Annotated in this window: 6 protein-coding genes; all 6 read right to left on the bottom strand. The window is 30.2% G+C overall.

Going from position 1 to position 4,637, the window contains the following annotated elements:
• Positions 1-176: 176 nt before the first annotated feature.
• A complete protein-coding gene (locus AOB46_RS22350; protein ID WP_062703578.1) occupies positions 177-581 on the bottom strand; it encodes a hypothetical protein in 405 nt (134 codons plus the stop codon).
• A gap of 52 nt (positions 582-633) precedes the next feature.
• Complete coding sequence (locus tag AOB46_RS22345) at positions 634-1,599, bottom strand: RHS repeat-associated core domain-containing protein (protein ID WP_062703577.1); 966 nt, start codon at positions 1,597-1,599, stop codon at positions 634-636.
• A gap of 114 nt (positions 1,600-1,713) precedes the next feature.
• Positions 1,714-2,427 (bottom strand): hypothetical protein, encoded by a 714-nt coding sequence (locus AOB46_RS22340; protein ID WP_062703575.1) that lies wholly within the window; start codon positions 2,425-2,427, stop codon positions 1,714-1,716.
• Positions 2,427-2,909 (bottom strand): hypothetical protein, encoded by a 483-nt coding sequence (locus tag AOB46_RS22335; protein ID WP_062703573.1) that lies wholly within the window; start codon positions 2,907-2,909, stop codon positions 2,427-2,429. The genes AOB46_RS22340 and AOB46_RS22335 overlap by 1 nt, the downstream gene beginning before the upstream one ends.
• Positions 2,910-2,914: 5 nt before the next feature.
• The gene (locus AOB46_RS23255) at positions 2,915-3,145 is read right to left on the bottom strand and encodes a hypothetical protein (RefSeq protein WP_131724447.1); all 231 of its coding nucleotides are present in this window, start codon (positions 3,143-3,145) and stop codon (positions 2,915-2,917) included.
• 568 nt (positions 3,146-3,713) lie between these two features.
• Positions 3,714-4,637 (bottom strand): RHS repeat-associated core domain-containing protein (locus AOB46_RS22320; protein WP_131724446.1); only part of this gene is annotated, 924 nt, incomplete at its 5' end.

The raw sequence follows: 4,637 nt of genomic DNA, 5'->3' as shown, positions 1-4,637 counted from the left end.
TTATCAAAACTTCTACTAATTAAGTACTTATTAAATTCTATTTTAAAATATGAATAATTCAATTGTTTACCTATACAATAGCTTTCTAAAAAAATACGATATTCTTCGACATTTCTAATTTGAAAAACTTCTGTGGGTGTTCTAACAAAGGTAGTGTCTCCAGATTATTATGTTGTTTACTCTTTTTTATTACATGAATAATCAACTAAAATTAATTTAATCTTTTTATCATCATAAATTTCAGGTAAGGGATACATCTTATTTTTATTATAATAAGAGCAAAAAGTTTCAATTGCAGGTTCGTATCTCAACTCTATAGCTTTTTTTAAATTTTCAACAGCAATCTTTCTGTCATTATTTTTTAAACAGCTCAAATCATAATCGATACAATTATCATTATGCCCCTTAGATATATAAACTATTTCAAAAGTATCATAGTAAGCTTTTTTATAATTATATTTTATTGATAATATATGTGAGTATTTTAAAAACTCTTCATAATTATTATTAAAATAAATATCCTGTAATCTCTCATACGCAATAGTATCGCCTTTCAAACTTCTATTTTTCAACTCTTCCATCTCATTTTTCTCTTGACATGAAAATGTAAATATTATAAATAAAAGTAAGACTTTACTTCTTTTTCTTAGCACATGATGTACAATTTTGGATCTGATCATTGACTGCGGGTTTTGTTTTATCATTTGATTTAATTTCTTTAGGATTATCAAACCATTTGCTTTTAAAAGTGTTGGGATCCCAAGAGCTGTCATATTCATCAATTAAAATTCCAGCTTTATAAACTCTATATTTACCATTATCCACAGGACCGGTAATCTGATCAATAAAACCATTGTCACTGTATCCGACACTTGTTGTAGAGCCTATAAATACTTCATCAGGGTTTCCAGCAGATATTGATTGTAATCTTGTTGGTTTAGAATTCCCTTCTTTGTCGACTCGATCTCGAGCTATGTTACAAGCATACATGACAACTACTAAATTACCGTTCTCCTTTCTTTTTCTCCATTTTTCACTATCAGCTTCCATGTTTTTTCTAAAGCTGACAGGTCCATCTATCAGACCTCCTTTCTTACCATTCTGATCATACAACCTTGCACCATGTGTACCTCCATGACTAGTAATTGTGAGTACATTCTTTTTATTTCTTATATCATCTGATGCATTACGTATAATTGTATCAGTTCCTTTTTTCTGCAGATATACCACATCAGTTTGCTTTCCATTAGGATCAATATACCTGATAGGACTCTGATAAGTATAGATATAAGGATTAAGGTTACCCCAAAAATTTACTCCACCATTATGTTGACCGTCTCCGTAGAACTCTCTCTCCATTACTGGATTATAAATGGCCAACGGATCCACCCCATACCAAAAACTTAATCTAGGATTATAGTACCTTGCTCCATAATAATATAAACCTGTCTCAGAATCCAGTTCCTTTGCATTGAACTTATAAGGATTTTCATAAGTTCTCGCAACTTGTTGCTCTACAAAAGTCTCCCCGAAAGGTAAATTTACGAAAAATTGGGTTGCAACAGCGTTGGCATCGGTAACAAATGCGGCTGTTCCCAAGTGATCTTCATGTAAATAAAATATAGAAAAAGCGGATTGAAATTGATCCGCTTTTTCTATATTTTTTTAGATAGTATAATAATTTTATCTTAAAAAAATTAGCAACTATTATATTTAATTAATTATAAAGACAAATTTCCTATATTCTTTTCTAAAGATTTTATTAACATACTCATATTCTTTCAAATTCATTACTAATTTCAAATTTTGATAATTATTAAATTTAATGGTCGTATTTTCTTCCACATTGTTAATTATTGTTTCTATTCTATCTTGAAATGTATATGAATCGTAGCCAATATAACCTCTTGGTCCAAATAGTGAATATCCCATTAAATTAAAAAAATCTATGTCCGATTTTACCCTTTCTAAGTTAATTTCATAAAAATAATTATTAAGCTTATTAGTCCAATTCCATAATCTGCAACAATAATTATATGCCAATTTTGCTTCATTATTTAAATTAAAAAAATCTATCTCAATATTCTTTTCCCATTCTGTAAGAATGTCTATGACATTTTGATTATAGTTATTTCCATCATAATCAATTATAGGTATTCCAGTAGCAGTAACTCTATTTTTTACTATGCTTAAATTTTCTACTCTAAATTTAAAATTATATAAAAGTTCCTCGTTCCCATTTATGTCTATTGTCTCAATTATGAAATAAACAATATCCATATAAAAATTTTCCCAATCTATATCTTTATTAATATATAAAATTTTATCTAGAATGAATTTCTTTTCAAAGCTCTTATTAAAAGACACCATCTTAATATACGCGGATTTAATAAAAAGCTGATTGTCATATTTGATTGTTACATTCATTATTTATTTTTTTCTTTAAATTTATGAATGGTTTCATAATGATCTAATGTATAACCATATGTTGTAGTACCATCATTATTGGTTTTCTTCAATATTCTTTGTTTATCTCCTGATTTCTTACTAGGTACATTATACTCAATTGATCCTGCCCACGTTCTTTCTTTTTTAGAATTCTTTCTATTTTCATACACTTGAGGGAGTCCTGTTTCTGCATCAGTTCTTACTGATCCCCTACCAGCAAGTACTTCTTTTATTTCCTGATTCATCTCTCCACTTGGAGTGTCTTCAAATTGTATTGCATTTAATATAATAATTTTTTGCTTAACCGCAGCAGGAATATCTCTAACAATTAAATTATCTTGTTCTGCAACAGGGTAGCTTTCACGTAATAAGGCTTCTTTTTCATCCTTTAAAGTTACATGCCTTTCTTGCCAAGCCCTATTAGCATTGAAATTATTTGCTAATTGTTTACTCTTATACAAAACAATTACTCCCGCAACTGGAAGAGCTGTAAACCTCCTCCCATCATACCACCTCCTAGAGTTCCTCCAGCTGTCGTTGTAGTACTAAATTCCCAAGCCAATGACCATTCAATTTGCTTTCCATTCGGATCAATATACTTAATCGGATTCTGATAAGTATAAATGTATGGATTTAAATTTCCTGAATTGTACACTCCACCATTATGCTGTCCTTCACCATAAAACTCTCTATCCATCACAGGATTCCAAATAGCTAGCGGATCTACCCCATACCAAAAACTCAATCTAGGATTATAGTACTCCATAATAATATAAACCTGTCTCAGAATCTAGCTCTTTTGCATTGAACTTGTACGGATTTTCATAAGTTCCAAAACAGGGAAGTTTACAGGAACGTTTTCCACTTAGGTTTTCTTTTATTAAATCATTTTTTAGATTTTTTATATCCTGATTATTGACACTTTAGATCCCGTAGCTCATAATAGCAATACATCAAGTAAGCATTATATTCAATATTGTAAAGCATATAGTACTCCTCATAATTTTTTCTAATTATTCCGTTTTCTTTTTCGTAAATCTCATAAGGTATATTAATACTTCTGAAATAACACGTATTCTTTCCAAATAACTTACTCTGAAGAAAGAAAAAAACAAACGGAGTATATTTTATACGATTCTTATTTAAATAATTAAAATTATACTGTTTAATTAGTTCTGATTTGTATACTTCCACTTTAATTTGAAAAATAATAATTATTCCAAATACAATTAATAAGGAAGTGATTAAAAGTCTACGAATATTTTTCATTTTTTAAATTTAATTTCTTTTTTTTCTGTAGTCCACCCATCTTTTCCTAATATATTTCTTTCAACCCATGTTTTTCCAACATTTCTTGGGCTCCAACTATAGGTTGTTTTATAATATTTACCTTTTTCTTTAGTAAAAAGGTCATATTTTACACTTCCAGTTTTCAAAACTTCATCTTTTGACAAATCTGTTGGAATAGAGTATGGAATTATTTTATCAACCGCTTTTTGAGTATCAACACCAGCTATATCTTCAAACGATTTACGAATTGCAACTTTAGCTTGCAATGTGCAATAGGCTGAATCAAAAGAATTACCTGCTGTTACTATATCATCCTCTATACCCATTGCTAGAGACTCCAGCGCCTCATCTCTCAATTTATAATGATATCGTTCCACTTTATCTCCGCTATCTAAATATGATTTTATTGTATTTGCTTCACTTACGCCACTATACCAAACTCCATCTAATCCTCTCTGTCTAGTTTGACGGTAAGAAGAATTACCTGATAAAGGAGCATATAAAACACCCGGATTCTTATCATATTTGCCATAATAACCTATAGCTGTATGCCCCACATCACCCGAAACATAATAAATGAAAGCTGTATTATAAATTCCTGGGCCAAGAGTTTGTTTTCCATTCGGATCAATATACTTCACAGGATTTTGATAAGTGTATATATAAGGATTAAGGTTACCCCAAAAATTTACACCTCCGTTATGTTGCCCATCTCCGTAGAACTCGGTTTCCATTACTGGATTGTAAATAGCTAGCGGATCTACCCCATACCAAAAACTCAACCTAGGATTATAATACCTCGCTCCGTAATAATATAAACCTGTCTCAGAATCCAGTTCCTTTGCATTGAACTTATAAGGATTTTCATAAGTTCCTGCAACCTGCTGCTCTACAAAAGT

The organism is Chryseobacterium indologenes, from assembly GCF_001295265.1.
GTDB classification, from domain to species: Bacteria; Bacteroidota; Bacteroidia; order Flavobacteriales; family Weeksellaceae; genus Chryseobacterium; species Chryseobacterium indologenes_A.
The sequence above is the reverse complement of the archived record's forward strand: the minus strand, read 5'-3'. Positions and strand labels throughout refer to the sequence as shown.